The 14,161-nt window shown below is 45.3% G+C and carries 17 protein-coding genes; 11 read left to right on the top strand and 6 right to left on the bottom strand.

The features are described from left to right. Positions 1 to 8: 8 nt before the first annotated feature. Entirely contained in the window at positions 9 to 638 is a 630-nt protein-coding gene (locus tag NWE95_11990; GenBank protein MCW4004620.1) for a DUF998 domain-containing protein, read from the top strand. Positions 639 to 880: 242 nt separating this feature from the next. Here NWE95_11990 and NWE95_11985 read toward each other — a convergent pair whose 3' ends face one another. Then, positions 881 to 1,864 (bottom strand): radical SAM protein, encoded by a 984-nt coding sequence (locus tag NWE95_11985; protein MCW4004619.1) that lies wholly within the window; start codon positions 1,862 to 1,864, stop codon positions 881 to 883. A 266-nt stretch (positions 1,865 to 2,130) separates the two neighbouring features. Between NWE95_11985 and NWE95_11980 the strand changes: the two genes are divergently transcribed. Beyond that, the gene (locus tag NWE95_11980; GenBank protein MCW4004618.1) at positions 2,131 to 2,574 is read left to right on the top strand and encodes a DNA-binding protein; all 444 of its coding nucleotides are present in this window, start codon (positions 2,131 to 2,133) and stop codon (positions 2,572 to 2,574) included. Here NWE95_11980 and NWE95_11975 read toward each other — a convergent pair. Further along, positions 2,571 to 4,334 (bottom strand): glycosyltransferase family 39 protein, encoded by a 1,764-nt coding sequence (locus tag NWE95_11975; protein MCW4004617.1) that lies wholly within the window; start codon positions 4,332 to 4,334, stop codon positions 2,571 to 2,573. The genes NWE95_11980 and NWE95_11975 overlap by 4 nt on opposite strands. Positions 4,335 to 4,381: 47 nt before the next feature. Here NWE95_11975 and NWE95_11970 point away from each other — a divergent pair, with 47 nt between their 5' ends. Beyond that, a complete protein-coding gene (locus tag NWE95_11970; GenBank protein MCW4004616.1) occupies positions 4,382 to 5,107 on the top strand; it encodes a glycosyltransferase family 2 protein in 726 nt (241 codons plus the stop codon). Between the two features lie 20 nt (positions 5,108 to 5,127). Here NWE95_11970 and NWE95_11965 read toward each other — a convergent pair whose 3' ends face one another. The 3 genes from NWE95_11965 to NWE95_11955 all read right to left on the bottom strand — a co-directional run bounded on the left by NWE95_11965 (position 5,128) and on the right by NWE95_11955 (position 8,140). Then, on the bottom strand, positions 5,128 to 5,790 hold the full coding sequence (locus tag NWE95_11965; protein ID MCW4004615.1) for a CehA/McbA family metallohydrolase: 663 nt from the start codon (positions 5,788 to 5,790) through the stop codon (positions 5,128 to 5,130). A 10-nt stretch (positions 5,791 to 5,800) separates the two neighbouring features. Further along, entirely contained in the window at positions 5,801 to 7,507 is a 1,707-nt protein-coding gene (gene metG / locus NWE95_11960; GenBank protein ID MCW4004614.1) for a methionine--tRNA ligase, read from the bottom strand. A gap of 489 nt (positions 7,508 to 7,996) precedes the next feature. Continuing rightward, a complete protein-coding gene (locus tag NWE95_11955) occupies positions 7,997 to 8,140 on the bottom strand; it encodes a DNA-directed RNA polymerase (protein ID MCW4004613.1) in 144 nt (47 codons plus the stop codon). Between the two features lie 324 nt (positions 8,141 to 8,464). Here NWE95_11955 and NWE95_11950 point away from each other — a divergent pair, with 324 nt between their 5' ends. Next, complete coding sequence (locus NWE95_11950) at positions 8,465 to 9,121, top strand: hypothetical protein (GenBank protein MCW4004612.1); 657 nt, start codon at positions 8,465 to 8,467, stop codon at positions 9,119 to 9,121. Between the two features lie 41 nt (positions 9,122 to 9,162). On the opposite strand, the gene NWE95_11945 is transcribed toward NWE95_11950, so the two are convergent. Further along, positions 9,163 to 9,366: a ribbon-helix-helix protein, CopG family gene (locus tag NWE95_11945; protein ID MCW4004611.1), complete on the bottom strand. Its 204-nt coding sequence runs from the start codon at positions 9,364 to 9,366 to the stop codon at positions 9,163 to 9,165. A 128-nt stretch (positions 9,367 to 9,494) separates the two neighbouring features. Between NWE95_11945 and NWE95_11940 the strand changes: the two genes are divergently transcribed. From NWE95_11940 to NWE95_11910, 7 genes are all read left to right on the top strand, one after another. Continuing rightward, positions 9,495 to 10,664: a DUF2213 domain-containing protein gene (locus tag NWE95_11940; GenBank protein ID MCW4004610.1), complete on the top strand. Its 1,170-nt coding sequence runs from the start codon at positions 9,495 to 9,497 to the stop codon at positions 10,662 to 10,664. Between the two features lie 46 nt (positions 10,665 to 10,710). Beyond that, positions 10,711 to 11,142, top strand: a complete 432-nt coding sequence (locus NWE95_11935; GenBank protein ID MCW4004609.1) for a DUF2190 family protein — start codon at positions 10,711 to 10,713, stop codon at positions 11,140 to 11,142. Positions 11,143 to 11,148: 6 nt separating this feature from the next. Further along, complete coding sequence (locus tag NWE95_11930; protein ID MCW4004608.1) at positions 11,149 to 12,105, top strand: phage major capsid protein; 957 nt, start codon at positions 11,149 to 11,151, stop codon at positions 12,103 to 12,105. A gap of 71 nt (positions 12,106 to 12,176) precedes the next feature. After that, entirely contained in the window at positions 12,177 to 12,419 is a 243-nt protein-coding gene (locus tag NWE95_11925; GenBank protein MCW4004607.1) for a hypothetical protein, read from the top strand. Continuing rightward, positions 12,416 to 13,627, top strand: coding sequence for a hypothetical protein (locus NWE95_11920; GenBank protein ID MCW4004606.1), 1,212 nt, complete (start codon positions 12,416 to 12,418; stop codon positions 13,625 to 13,627). Before NWE95_11925 ends, NWE95_11920 begins: the two co-directional genes overlap by 4 nt. Next, positions 13,627 to 13,857: a hypothetical protein gene (locus tag NWE95_11915; protein MCW4004605.1), complete on the top strand. Its 231-nt coding sequence runs from the start codon at positions 13,627 to 13,629 to the stop codon at positions 13,855 to 13,857. Before NWE95_11920 ends, NWE95_11915 begins: the two co-directional genes overlap by 1 nt. 79 nt (positions 13,858 to 13,936) lie before the next feature. After that, the coding region (locus NWE95_11910; GenBank protein MCW4004604.1) for a hypothetical protein at positions 13,937 to 14,161 on the top strand (225 nt) is incomplete at its 3' end.

Raw genomic sequence — 14,161 nt, 5'->3', positions numbered from 1 at the left:
CGATAAGTATGTTCCAAGAAAAACGCGTCATATATCAGCGGATAGGCGCAGCCGCAGGTCTAATCTCGCCCATTGTTGCATTCACCAGCATCCTAATAGCTATCGCATTTTACCCAGCCTTCAGTTGGACAAACAACGCCCTAAGCGACTTAGGCGTAGTATCAGGCATCACAGAAACAACCTTTAACTTTGGGCTGTACACCAGCGGATTGCTCGGATTTGGCTTTGCCATATTTGGCTTGTTCACCTATTTTGGAAAAAGCATAATTGGCAAAATTGGCACAGGAGCTTTTGCGGCGGCAACTTTGGCGTTGATGGCGATTGGCTTTTTTAACGAAAGCTTTACGCCGACACATTACTGGGTATCAGTAGCGTTCTTCACTTTGGTACCCATAGCATTATTCATTCTAACATGCGCCTTTTACCTCAACCGTAACCATAGGATGGCAGTGTTCACTGTTGCAATAGGGATTGCCGCAGCACTACCATGGATTCTACAGTTCGCAATCAACTACGTGCCTAACGTTGCCATTCCTGAAGCAGTGTCGGCGCTGGCAGTTTCAGTGTGGACGATTGTGCTTGCACAAAAAATGCTAAAAGCAAAAACAGCTAGTCTGACCGAGAGCTCCATTTCTTAATTACTTTATAGCCAGCATAGGCTATCACTGAAAAAATTATGATTATAGCAACTACGCCGATTATTTCGCCAATTAAATTTGAACTTGTTGGCTCGCGCTTGGAGTACGGGTAGTTTCTGCATTAACCGTGAGAAATAACGTTGACATGCAAATGAAAACGGCTATAGAGTGGTTGTTTTTCTCAGTTTTGTCAACAAGCACTGTTTGTTTTTTGAAAATTTAAAAAGCTCTGGTTCAACCGTTTACAAGCCGAAATCCAGATACATCTGGGCGCAACAATACGATGAGAAAGCAGTCGTGTACCCCTTGTTTTTAGCGTATTCCACTGCCTCTTCACTTGGAAAAGCAATCCCGTCTGCACCTGCCTTCAGCGCTAAAACATCTGTTTCACGGCGGGTCGCACCTTTGGGGCGCATGCAACCTAAAATTAACGGTGTATCTGGAAACATCAACCTTGCAGTTGCTGTGACTTTTGCTATGTCTACTGGCTTTGGCGGCGGCACCTTTGCCATTGCCGTGTTTGGTATAGGCATAAACGCAATTATCACCAACGCAGAGGGGTGAACTTGCCGAATCATCTGAAGCGCTTTTAATTCGCCGTCAAGTTTGCCCTCGTTTAATCCAACGATAACATGCGGTACAAGATTGAGTTTCGCTTCGTTGAGGGATTTGAGCGAATCTGCGTAATCCTGAATTGAAACTTTAAGGTTGTAGACTCTTTGCACCGTTTGAGCAGAACCAATAACATCGATTAACGCCGCATCAACACCGGCTTCTTTGAGCGCGCGAGCTGTCTGAGATGTTATAATGCCTGTGTGCACAAAAACTGTTAAACTAAGCTCACGCTTTACCCTCTTAAGCGCAGATAAAAAGCCATCCAAAGGCACTGAGCCATCGGGCAAGCATCCGCCGCTGACAAGGCAACCTTTTGCGCCATCGCCTTTGAGTTTTTTGCACAATTCAAAAAGTTCAATAGGTGAGGCAGCAGAGTGCATTGTCTGAAGAACTTTTCCTCCACAATGCTTGCAATTCAAAGCGCACGAGTTGCCTGTGACGGATATTGTTGGGAAGGCTTTGGTTGAGGAGCAGTAATGTTTTATTTTGTAGTAGGTGAAGCTGGGCGCGTAGAAGCGGATAGTTTTGCTTCTTGACTTGAGGGTGCCTGATTCGAGCAGGCGTAAGAGTTCTCTATCGTTTGCACTCCAAACAGCTTTAGGCGAGAGCATAGTCAACGTGGTTCAGTTCTTAGAAATTCATTGCCTAGCTTAATAGGATAACGCATACATTTTTTGATTCAGGTTCAACAGCGTCTTATCATATTTGCCGCCTATTAGTGATTCTATGTTGAAACCTACAGGGGGTAGGTGCTATTGACGCTTTCTCGTGCTCAAAGACGTAAAACCAAGCAGGGACTCGTCACAAACCACCGTTTATCTCTTGAACTCTTTTATACCAGTCCCTCATCCGTTTCTAACAAAGAGACGATTTAGCCTTGGACTACACGGAAGCAAAACCCGCAAGAGCCTTCATTTTGAGGCTCCACCAAAACGAACGACTACACGAAGTCATTGAAAACTTTGCAGCCAAAAAACAAATCAAAAGCGCCCTGTGCTTTTTTTTAGGCGGCGCAGAAGACAAAAGCAAAGTCGTGGTTGGACCAAAAGACGGCAAAGCCATGCCTCCAGAGCCCATGATAACACTCCTACAAGGCGTACACGAAGGCTGCGGAGTAGGCACAATCTTCACTGATGAGGCGGGAAAACCTAAACTGCACATGCATGCTAGTTTTGGCAGAAACGACAACACCGTCACGGGTTGCGTGCGCATGGGTGTAGATGTTTGGCAAATAGGTGAAGTCGTGATTCTTGAGTTGGCAGGCGGTACAGCGAAACGCGCCAAAAACAAACAAACAGGCTTTGAGTTCCTTGAATGTTAGCCTAAGAAGCGCACAAGAAAAATTCTGTAGCCATAATTACCGTAGAACTCTCCCCAAAATGGTTGGTCTAGCGGGTCGCCGAACCTTCCAGTGTTAAATAGCATAGTTTCAATATCAGTGTAAGTCAGCGTAGTGTTAAAGAATTGCGCGTGGATTCCATAGTCAAAAAGTATAATGTACTTCACATTCCGCTCGACACACAGGTCAACAAACTCTGTGATGTTAAAGTTCGGTGTAAAAGCGTCAACGGCTAAAGCTGGATACTGCCATATCTGCTCGCTTTTCATGTTTTGGGGCAAGTAAAAGCGGAACATGTCTTGATTTAGCAGGTTAAAGGCGCAAACAAGCACCGCCGACTGATTCTGGTCTAAGTGGCTTGCGAGGTAGGCTGTGGCTTCTTTGACTGGAATGTGAATCTGGTCTCGAACCGTCATTTCGTATGCGTTATACCCGCTATAAAACACTGTACAAGCGATAATTGCGATAAAAGCTGCTGCCGCCAACTTCTTTAACCGCTCAGCTTTGATGCCGACCTGCTGGGGCTTCCACCCTTGCACTTTACCATAGAGAAACATGATAAAACACGCCGCTGCAATGGCGATAATTGGAAAAAGAGGAGTCACATAACGCCACTGCCTATTAGGAATCACCGTGAAAAAAACGTAAACCACCACAAACCAAGTCAAAAAGAAAATGTCCTGCTTACTTCGACGATACGCAAACAAGCCAAGTCCACATAAACCCAAAATGAAAATCGGCAACGAAATCGGGTGCACAGCAATATCATTGAAAGGCCAAGTCATTTCAACAAGATAAAATACGGGAACAGGTTGGAAACGGTTGCTATACGCAGGTCGGTCCTGCCCCCCCTCGCTCATAACGTACTGGATGGTTTCGAACTTTGTCATGCCGTTGTAGTGATAAATTGCAACAAACCACGGCGCCACAACCAGTACTGCGACCACGATGATTAGAGCAAACTTGGCTGAGTTAAGCTTCAGTTTTTTTCTGGCAAGAAACAAAATGCAAAGTAGCATGGCGAGTGTTGCAACAACAATCTGGTACTTCGCCAAAACGCCGATGCCTAATGCTAAACCGCTAAACACCAGCGCACGGTAACTGCTAGAGTTGCTCAGCCACGAGTAGAACGCAAACATAACTAGTGTGAAAAAGAAGATAAGCATGGTTTCTAGCATAGTTACTCGTGAAAGCCAAAAAACTCCCGGCATCGTACCCAACAGAACACTTGCCAAAAATGCATGTTTTTGTCCATACGTTTTCTTGGATAATTCGAATACGAGCCAAATAGCAAGTAAAGAGAAGGTGACCGCTACCATGCGACCTGCAAACTCGTTTGCCCCAAAAATCTGGAAAAACCCTGTTGTAACAAGGTCAAAGATAGGCGGGTAATATGCGTAAGTTGTCATGTACTCCCAAATTTGGCCGCGCGATAGAAGCACTCCGCCGTAGAGGTGAGGCATTTCATCCCATTGCACTGACATGTAATCCAACTGGTACGTGGCAGCACAAGCAAACACAATCAAGAAAAACAACAATGCAAGCCTAAACTTTTGCTCAACAAGCTTTTTCTTGAGCCGCTCACCTAACCTTGTTTGCACGTATGAAGGCTGACCGCTACTGTAGGTTGCTGGTTTAATGTTTAGCGACCCCTTTTTTAGAATGAGAATTAGGGTTGCTTCTAAAAAGAGTTTGCGATAGTCCTCAACCGCACTGATTTTTTGGTTGAATACAAAAGTCATTTATGGCTAAGAATCATTTTTCTTTTAAGCCTACAAGGTCGAAACACTTGAGTAGACAGCCACAAAAAGAAATTTCAATCCTGCTTCCAGCATACAACGAAGCGTCGCAGATTGGAAAATGCGTGCAGAATGTTGAGGCAGCTGTCCGCTCATTCACAGAATCCTATGAAATAATCGTGTCGGAGGACGGAAGTACCGATGGCACAGACGTTATCGTAGCAAAAATGGCAGAGTCCAACCCAAACCTTCTATTGCTACACTCGCCCAATAGGCTGGGAAAAGGGAAAGCAATCAGAAAAGCGCTGTCCAATTCCAAAGGCAAATACGTAACATTCATGGATGTGGATTTAGCCACCGACTTGGCATGTTTACCCAAACTTCTAAGCATAGTTAAACAAAATGGTGGAATGGCAATAGGGTCGAGGCATGTACGTGGTGCACGTGTTGAACGCAAACTCTCCAGAACCGTGTTTAGCTTAACATACAACCTGTTCGTTAGGTTGCTGTTTCTCGATGGGATTCGTGATCATCAATGCGGCTTCAAAATAATGAGTCGCGATGTCGCAGAGGCAGTTTTGAGCAGTTGCAAGGCAGACGGCTATTTCTTCGATACAGAAATGATTATCCGCTGCAAAAAACTTGGTTATCCAGTAGCGGAAGTAGCCGTGACCTGGAGAGAGAGGCATAATGGGCGCTCAAAAGTCAACCCTGTTCAAGACGCCAAAAAAATTGGTTTAGACATGTTAGCCTTCAGGTTTTCAAAAGAAAAATAAACAGTAAACCGAAAAGTGGCTCAAGCATTGCCCAGTTTTTTGATCATTCGCTTAAACCTTTGAACCTGTTGTTGCAAGTCCACGATAGCTGGCACGGGTCTACCAAACGGTTGGCAATCACCTTTAACTATAGCCGCCACTATGGCTTCAACGCTTGGTTCAGCCGCCTCAATCTCCGTGTAAGCATAACCAATTTGTGGACCATAATGTGCATCGGTTCCTGCAACTCGCGAAAGCCCAAATCGTTCCGCCGATATCTGCGCTTTTTTCACACTATTTTTGAATGGGAAAGCCCTGGCGTTTATGACTTCTATAGCGTCAAAACTTGCACAAACCTTCTCTCGTAAGCAACCCTTAAAATAAACATAAGGATGACATGCAATTGCGACTCCGCCTGCTTGATGAATTCGCTCCACGGTCTCTACAGCACTAAAACCTTTAGGGATGAGTTCTTGCACGTTTAAGGCAACGATATGCCCGTCACTGCTTGAAACTTCCATGCCAGGAATGATTAGAAAGTCGGTTTCTTTGGCGATTTTATAAGCGCCTTCAAGCTGGTCGTGGTCGGTGACAGCGACAGCGTTCAACCCGCGTTTTTTTGCGTAGTAGACGAGGTCTTTTGGGGTTATCAGTGAATCCTTAGAAAAAGTGGTATGAACATGCAGGTCAGCTTTTATTTGCATTTGATAGCCTCTATTTTTGGCTCCCCTGTGTGGCTCTTATTTGCGCGAGCATTCCATCGAGTTTTTCTTCGTCACCTTCGATTTTGTGGAATAGTGGTTTGGGCTTAGCGATTTTTTGTCCAGCCTCAAGAGGCTTTAGGGCTTCTTTCCAGTTGCTTTTGTGTACGCTTCCCTCAAGCTGAAGTATTTGCCAAAGCTGTTCAGCCGTTTGCGGTATGAAGGGCTCACAAACTACTGTAATTGCCTTAACCACTTGCGCTGCCACGTAAAAAATTGTTCCAGCTTTTTCCCTGTCAGTTTTCATAAGATTCCATGGCTCTTTGGTATTCAAGTATTGGTTGCCGATGCGACTAATGCTGATTAGCGTGTTGGCGGCAGATTGTAGCCATGAATCCTCGATTTCTTTGGCGGCTTGTTGCACTTTTTCCTTTACGGCTTGCAGCACTGCTTCGTCATCGCTATCAAGCTTGGTCGGCGCTGGGATTTGAGCGTTGAATTTGCTGTTGATGAATGAGAGTGTGCGATGGATAAAATTACCGAAGGTATCGTTTAGGTCAGCGTTAATCTTGTCGATGAATGCCGCCCACGTGAAGTTGGTATCTTTGCTTTCGGGGCGCGTTGTGATGAGGAAAAAACGCCAATAGTCCACTGGGAACATTTCTAAAGCTTCATCTATCCAGATGCCTACGCGCTGGCTCTTAGAGGCTTTTTGACCGCGAAACTGCAGAAACTCAGTAGCAGAGACATGCCAAGGCAGATTATAGCCCTGACCCGAAGCCAAAAGCAACGCTGGCAGAATTATCGTGTGGAAGGGTATGTTGTCTTTACCGACAAAATAGAGAGTTTTAGCTTGATTGCCAAACCAGAACTCGCGCCACTTCTCAGGTTGCCCCATTCGTTGGCACTGTTCGATTGTTGCAGAAACGTAGCCTAAGACGGCGTCTACCCAAACGTAGATGGTTTTGCCCTCTGCACCTTTGAAAGGCGCGGGAATACCCCATTCTATGTCACGGGTGACTGCGCGCGGTTTTAAGCCTTCTTTTATCCAGTTTAAGCTAAAGTTCTTAACGTTAGTTGGTAACTGCTGATTACTCTTCAAGTACTCAGTAAGAGGGTCGGCGAGTTTGGAGAGGTCAATATACCAGTGCAGAGTCGTTTTTATCGTGGGCTTGTTTTTGCAGATGGCACAGTAAGGATCAACCAGCGAAGTCGGCTCCAAAAGCCTGCCACATAGGTCGCATTGGTCGCCACGGGCTTTCTCACAACCACAGTACGGACACTTGCCCTCTACAAAACGGTCTGGCAAGAACCGCTGGTCATGCTCACAATAGAGCATCTGTGTTTCCTGCTCAAAGATGTAGCCGTTCTTTTGAATCTCAAGGAGAGTTTTCTGGACAAACTCTTTGTGCACTGGGCTCTCGGTACTTGTGTAATTGTCAAAAGAAGCATCCCAGCGGCGGAAGAGTTCAGCAACTTTGGCGTGGTTACGGTCAGTCAACTCTTTAGGCGTGATACCTTGTTTTATGGCTTCCACTTCAATTGGCGTGCCATGCTCATCTGAACCGCTCACCATCAACACGTCGTCACCCTTTAGTCTATAGTATCGGGCTGCAACGTCAGCAGACAAGACTGAACCGACGAGGTTGCCAAGGTGTGGCGTGACGTTGATGTAGGGCCAAGCGGATGTTACTAGAACTTTTTCAGGCAAAGTAATCATCAACAATCGTTTAGTGTTTCCCTTATTAAAAATTGCTAGGGCAAAGAGAGGCAATTCGCGAACTTAAAAAAGCTTTCTCAACCGTTTTAACTTAATCCAGCGTATTTGGATGCAAATAGCAGTTCTATGCACAAACCTATAGGGGTAGGTGCCATTGACGCTTTTCCAGCGCCAAAATCATGTTGAAATCAGTGCTTTAAATAGGGGGATAGGGGTAGCTGGCAGAGCAACAAACTTGCGCTTATTCATAGTATAAATGAGGGGGGCTATAGAAAAAACCGCAAGAGCACAATTACACGATTATGCATAGCTAAAACAAAGTCCAATTGAACAACGACGATAAAAAAACACATGTTAGTCCCAAAACGTCGTAAATAGCCCAAAAAGACCTAAATTCCATTTCTAATAGTAGAACACAATACTCGAAAAGAAGCAACAAAAAATAAAAAAAGAAAAATCTAGATTATAGAAAGATGCTCAAGCTCGCGCTTAGTATCTTCGTGGTGGTCTGCGTTTTGAGTAGCACTCTCGGCAGTAAACTGGCCTTGTGCCGTCTGGCTTGAAAGGAACTTCGCATTCTTTTCCGCAGTCAGCGCAGGTTGCCTTGTGCATCTCTCTGTTACCGTATGACATTCTCTATTTTCAACTCCTACTAATTGCTGTGCAAAAAATCTCTTTTTCACACATTACCACCTTAACGTGCATTCCATGCTTATAAAGTAGATGCCTCCAACTGACACATCAGGTAATCATAAAGGCAGTTCCTAAAGCGAATTTCCCATAGCGAAAAGCAAAACAGGTCTTGGCACCAAAAAATAAGCAAGAAAAAAGCCGTTCATAGTCAACCTAATATAGGATTACCGCTATATTGATACGGCACAGAATAATTGAGAAAAAGGCCAAACAGCAACCAAGGGCATTGCTTTTTCTCTGACCAAACAAATTGAGAGAAGGAATTTGCGACAGAAAAAATCAACATTAGGGGAACATATTGCTCTTCTTTCCGTAAAATACAATATTTACCCCACGGAAGTTTTTCAAGCTTTAATTTCAGCAAAAAACAATGAAAAAGCAGTGTGCGGCAACTTGACGGTTGAATACCGAGGTAAAGTTAAAAAGGAAACAATTTTTCTAATAACAAAAGACGACAATGTAGTCGCACAATTCCGCGTAGACGATAGTTTTCTTTTAAGGAAGGATAACCCGTTTGAAAGCTGGATGAGCACCGACAAAATACGAAGGAAAATCGCCAAACAAAACACGGAGTCAATTTACACACCCATAACTGATTTGCGCGCAGGCATGAAGCGCATTAATGTAAAGGCTAAGGTTATAGACCTTCCTAAGCCCGCTCAAGTTCATACACAATTTGGCAATACAGTCACGGTCGTTAACGCTTTAGTAGAAGACGAGACTGGAAAAGTCAAATTGTGCCTCTGGGAAGGACAAATCGGCACCATCGCTGTAGGCGACAAAATTGAACTGAAGAATGCTCAAGTTTGCGTTTTTAGAGGCGAAAGACAGCTCCGTCTTGGGAAAAACGGTGTTCTCACCAAGCTTCGCGGCTCATCTGAAGGCATCAAACAACATGTAGCAACACCGCCCATCAGATAATAACACACTTTACCAAGTATCTCCATGCTGCATCTTAGGCGCTAGTCCTCTTGAGATTGCCCGCTCATAAATGGACGTTTATGGCGGTGAATCGTCTCTTTCATCAGACTTAACTCCTTAACATAATCCATCAAAGCCATCCGCATTGTTTCACTTTCACTTGTTCCCAGTCGGCTACACAACTCAGTTAGTATTTCTCTTTGTTCTTTGCTTAACACAACCTTAACCACACATTTCCTAACCATATTTTCCGCCTCAATTACCCATCAGGATGGTCTCGGATTACCGCCCACGGAGACCAACTGAGTGTACAATTCGCCTTTTCACTTTGAGAGTATATTAGCTTGTTATCAGTTGTGTGAGGAAAAATAAAATGCCATGGGAAGAAACAGAAAAATACATTCGAAGTTGGCATCGTGACCCCGCAGAGTTTCAGCAAGAAACCCTAAAAACCGTTACGCTAAACGAGAAAGAAGGAATCCAAGCCATAATAGGCAAGCCGAAAGGCAAGCATACCATGGAAATTCAAAGCTATCTTTTCTCAAAAGACAAAGGCTGGACGCTTGAGCGCGCAAAAGACTGGGCTAGTAAACACCAAACCCAAACCAAAGAACATGTTTGCGCTGTTCTGCCTTTCAGTGTAGCAGAAAGAATCGTTGACAAGCCGCTTAAGATACAAGGTTTAGCCATGACAATAGGGATGAGCAGAAACTTTAACATCTATACCCCTCAAGAACTGGCATCTTTTGCCAACAAACTTGTTAATGCTCCTGTTTACATGGAACACATAACAGCCCAAGATGCAGTAGGCAAAGTCACAAAAACCCATTGGGACGGCCAAAACCTTCTCTATGAAGCAGAAATCTACGATGAGGAAACAGCGGCAAAAATCCGTAAGGGCTTAATCAGGCATGTGAGTGTTGGAGCAGATTACGAAACAATTGACATAGTCAGCGGCAAAGTACCCCACGGATTAAACAATGCAGAGATGAGCTTGGTCGCAGTTCCAGGCATAGCGGAAACCAACATCAAAATCTTAGAAAAGCTCCAACTTAAAGAGCAAGAGTTCGAGCCCATCCTAACTGGTGAATACACGCTAGGCTTCTACCAAGAAACTTCGGCTTTTATGCCTCAACACTTCAGCACCATGTGGCTTGACCGAGAAAACGGCATCTTGGCAATAATGGGGAAAACCAAAGACCAGCCTGAGCTCCAGCGAACCCAAGCTATATTCTTTTCAAATCAGAAGCTGTGGGATCAAGCCAAAATCAAAGATTGGCTCTCACTTCATCCAAACTACCTAACTCCCATCTCAAGTTCCGCAACTCCAAGCAACAGTGAACTCGCTGAAAGTTTAATCAAAAAAACCTCTGAACCCACCATTCCAGTAAGCCAAGCCATACGGCTCATTCAGGAAGTAATGCCCAGCTATCTGGTACAGCGCAGTTGGAGCCTTGGTCCTCAACGAATGTGCCAAGAATTAAACCGTGTTCTTCTAAAGCTCCACAAAATACAGGACAGTCACTCAATTGACCGCAAGTAACTGAGGATGAACTCGGAGAAAACGAATAAATGGAGAAATGATTGAAATGACCGATTTAACTGACAAAAGCTGGATGGACATAGGCGAAACCGACGACCCCAACGCAATCATCGAAACCTTCGAAGCCGAAGCCGAAGTAACCAAAGGCGACCCAGTGTACTTGAGCTCAAACCACAAGGTTTCCCCAGCTACCGAAGCTCAAGACTGCATAGGCATCGCCGTCAAAAGTGCTATAGCCACGGCGCAATGTCCCGTTTTGATTCGTGGCAGAGTCAAAGTCAAAGCTGGCGGAGCAATAACACGAGGCAAAGCCGTTTACGGAGCAGACGCACAAAAACGTGTTTTAGAATTAACCGACCAAGCCGTAAACGAAAGCGGTTCAGGAACATATACGATTTATTATAACCGCAAATTCGGCACTGCATTGCAGACTACGACCACAGCAGGAGATTTGCTCTTTATACAAGTGCAAAGGTGAAAAAACATGAAACCCCGACTTTTTGAATCTTTAATTCAGCAGAATAACGAGTTCAAAGAACACATAGAAAACCAAAAACACAAAATCAACGCACACCCATTCCTAAAACGCTACTGCGAACTCGGCATACGCGAAGGACTATTCAGCGATTCCACCGCTGCACTTGGACGCCTACATGATACGCTAGTGCAGGCAGCTTATCCAGAAATGATTGGACGCGACATCATAACTGTGATGCCAACCACGGAACCCATGGAACGCTTCCCCCTCGATGAAAAGGCAGTAGCTTACAGGTATGCAGAAGGCTCAGCGACACGCCTAAGCGGACGCAAAAACGGCACAGCAGACGTCTACACAAACATACTTGCCGAATCATCAGAAGAATGGACACGCGAATTTCTCGAAGACGCAACATGGAACGTAATGAATACGATGGTTGACAGAGTCGGACGAGCACTTGGCGAGGAAGAAACAAACCGCATAATCGCACTCTACGGTTCAGTTGCAGACGCAGATTTAGCAGGTGGCCAACCAATAAACCAATCAAATGCCGCCTTGAACTGGGCTGGACTTGTTAAACTTCATAATGCACTGCGAGCCGAAAATTGGAAACCTACTGTTTTAGCTGTTAACGAAGTCCAACTGCACCAACTACTAAGCGACGACAAATTCATACACGCCCAATACTTGCCATCAGGACAAACCGACCTTGAAGACGGAACGATTACAAGCGTTTTAGGCATGAGAGTTCAAGCAAGCACATTGGTACCCAACGGCACCGCATACGCCATTGACACCCGTGTGGCTTCAGTGATGCTTCTACGCCGAGACATAGTTGTAGAAGACTGGGAAGACATCAAAAACGGCAAATACGGCGTCAGAGCAACAACCCGCTTTGGCATCGGTGTCCTTCGCAGCAATGCCATCGCCAAAATGACCAACATAGCAACAACACTAACCTAAATGGTGAAAACGCATGGTTGCTCTCCATTATCTCCCATATTTTTTGCAGAAAAACAGGAGGTTGTTTGTAGATGAGACGTTTAACTGAAAGAATGAACCTAGCAAAGACTGTGCTAAGAGAACTCAGTAGGCAACCGCTTTGCCGAACTGAAATTGAACAGCGAACCGTTAGAAAAGCAGGAACACACGCCACTTTCGAGAGCATCTTCCGTTACTTGGTTCAGGATGGTTACGTTCGAAAAATCGAGCAGAAACACCGAGCCAACTACGAGATAACCGAGAAGGGCGCTAAACTTTTGGAGGCTATCGAATGAGCAGAACTCTTCGCCGCTTATTAGAAGCTTTCACCTACAAAGCAAAGAGCGGATACGCCGCTCCTCAAGGAAGATTAGTGTATGAAACACCAACGATTCCCCTCTCAGATGTAATAAAACTCTATGAGCGCGACCCCACATGCAAGGCAAGCGTGGACTTGCTGGCTGCTTCAGCAGTTGGCTCTGGCTTCTACACTACCACAAACGACGATTATGAAAAAGCAACTGAGGCAAAAAGCATAGTGGACAATTTTAACGAAAACGTGAATTTAGACGAGATGCTATACGGCATGGCAAGGATGCTTATTGCGTGCGGAAACGATTTTTGGCTTAAATTAACACCGCAAAACACGAAAGCACTTCACAGGTTGCCTGTTGACGCGGTAGAGCGCATTCATCAAAGCTTTATTGAAGAAAAAAATCTTAAAATCCCCTATAAAACCGAAAGCTACAAACTACGCCAAACTTTCGGCGGAGAAAACCTTGCCGCAGAAGCAGTAATTCACTGGCGCATAAACTGCCTTGACTATTCAGGTTATGGCACGGGTGTTTTGCAGGTTTTGTTACATTCACTGGCGTTCCAATCTGAGAAAAGACCTGCATATGCTGCCATGAAAGCCAAAATAGAGAAGATTATGCCCAGCATCTTTGAGAAATACGCTGGACCAGACGTATTAGCCCTGCTGGAACATGCAGATGAAGGCACGATTGAAAAGTTTGAGCAAGCCATAAAAAACCGTGGCGAAGAAGGCGCTTGGCTCTTTTACAACGGCAAAGGCGACATAAGACCCGTAACCATCGACCCAAGAGCACGTTTTGAGTACTACGTTGACCACTTAATCAACCAGTTCTACCTTGGATGCGAAACGCCTCTGCCGCGGCTTTTCAGCACGCCAGGCTTCACTGAGGCATCAGCCAACGCAGCACTGGAACTGCAAAACATGCTTATACAACCTATTCAACGCTACATCAAACGACATGTAGAACGCGAACTCTTCGACACGGTTCTTCTTCAGGCAGGACTAAACCCCACAAAAGCGAAGGTACGCCTACACTGGAGTCCCTACAAAACCCAGCAACCCACAGTTGCCGATTTGCTTAAAGCCGCGGAACAAGGCCTAATCCGCCAAGATGAGTTCCGCAAGAACGTTGCCAAATTCGGGTGGCAACTCTGGGAAGCCAACCCTCAACCAGAGAGGAATGATTGATGACTGAAATTCCATACGGCAGATATGAAGAAGCCTACAGGGCAATTCACAGCGCTCTAATGGACATAACTTGCCCTCCACCTGGACGCAAAATCACAAAAATCGGCTTCACATGGAACCCTGACGGAACACTGATGGCGCTGAAGGCTTATGACGGCACAGACCTACTCTTTACGCTCTCGTTCACTTGGACTGGTGAAGGTACACTAAGCGAGGTGGCTCGAACATAGCTGACTTGTGCGGCTGGCGAGAAACCAAAAAACGGAGGAACACAGGTGAAAAAATTTACAGAACAGTTAGGTGATGCTTATGGCGGTTGGTGACGTAGCTAAGGGCTTGCAGAGTATTGCGGCAGGCGCTTACCTTGACATTCAGCCTTCAGGTACCGCGGAATGGGTAATCCACAACATCTACCACGAATACGACGTGACCATAGAGGTCTACGATGGCACAAACAGTCTGATCTTTGATACTGATGCAGGCGCAGGCGTTTACGCAAAGTACGCTTTTCACTGCACTAATGGTCAGCGGATT

The sequence above is a fragment of the Candidatus Bathyarchaeota archaeon genome (assembly GCA_026014725.1).
Taxonomy (GTDB): domain Archaea; phylum Thermoproteota; class Bathyarchaeia; order Bathyarchaeales; family Bathycorpusculaceae; genus Bathycorpusculum.
Note: the sequence above shows the minus strand (reverse complement) of the source record. Positions and strands in the feature narration are given on the sequence as shown.

Bases quoted from the DNA above. Each gene is read 5' to 3' on its own strand.
- NWE95_11920 (MCW4004606.1), top strand. From the start codon at position 12,416: ATGAGCAGAACTCTTCGCCGCTTATTAGAAGCTTTCACCTACAAAGCA.
- NWE95_11925 (MCW4004607.1), top strand. From the start codon at position 12,177: ATGAGACGTTTAACTGAAAGAATGAACCTAGCAAAGACTGTGCTAAGA.
- NWE95_11985 (MCW4004619.1), bottom strand. From the start codon at position 1,864: ATGCTCTCGCCTAAAGCTGTTTGGAGTGCAAACGATAGAGAACTCTTA.
- NWE95_11965 (MCW4004615.1), bottom strand. From the start codon at position 5,790: ATGCAAATAAAAGCTGACCTGCATGTTCATACCACTTTTTCTAAGGAT.
- metG (MCW4004614.1), bottom strand. From the start codon at position 7,507: ATGATTACTTTGCCTGAAAAAGTTCTAGTAACATCCGCTTGGCCCTAC.
- NWE95_11935 (MCW4004609.1), top strand. From the start codon at position 10,711: ATGACCGATTTAACTGACAAAAGCTGGATGGACATAGGCGAAACCGAC.
- NWE95_11945 (MCW4004611.1), bottom strand. From the start codon at position 9,366: ATGGTTAGGAAATGTGTGGTTAAGGTTGTGTTAAGCAAAGAACAAAGA.
- NWE95_11990 (MCW4004620.1), top strand. From the start codon at position 9: ATGTTCCAAGAAAAACGCGTCATATATCAGCGGATAGGCGCAGCCGCA.
- NWE95_11940 (MCW4004610.1), top strand. From the start codon at position 9,495: ATGCCATGGGAAGAAACAGAAAAATACATTCGAAGTTGGCATCGTGAC.
- NWE95_11975 (MCW4004617.1), bottom strand. From the start codon at position 4,334: ATGACTTTTGTATTCAACCAAAAAATCAGTGCGGTTGAGGACTATCGC.
- NWE95_11955 (MCW4004613.1), bottom strand. From the start codon at position 8,140: ATGTCATACGGTAACAGAGAGATGCACAAGGCAACCTGCGCTGACTGC.
- NWE95_11915 (MCW4004605.1), top strand. From the start codon at position 13,627: ATGACTGAAATTCCATACGGCAGATATGAAGAAGCCTACAGGGCAATT.
- NWE95_11930 (MCW4004608.1), top strand. From the start codon at position 11,149: ATGAAACCCCGACTTTTTGAATCTTTAATTCAGCAGAATAACGAGTTC.